At 46.4% G+C, this 248-nt stretch carries 1 protein-coding gene; it reads right to left on the reverse strand.

Annotated features, from left to right (window positions below; genetic code table 11):
• On the reverse strand, positions 1 to 248 hold a 248-nt coding region (locus ACYQ11_RS22245; protein WP_459926030.1), incomplete at both ends, for a transposase.

The following is a 248-nucleotide window of genomic DNA, read 5'->3' on the forward strand; positions in this document are numbered from 1 at the left end:
TTCTTACCATAGCTCCTGCCGCCGCTGATCTTTTCCAGTTTTATCAGCCCGGCATAACTCAGATAATGCCCTTTGTTAGCAAAACGAAAGGGTGTCACTACACGAGCTACGATCTTCACCGCATGAATATCCCCAATGCCGGGTAGGCTCTTTTGGTTTCTGATCTCAGGATAGGTCCGGGCAAGCCGTTTAAATTCCTGTTCATAGTGTTGTTTTTCTTCTTCATAGGCCGATATCTGTTTGTCCAG

Source organism: Desulfatiferula olefinivorans, assembly GCF_054657895.1.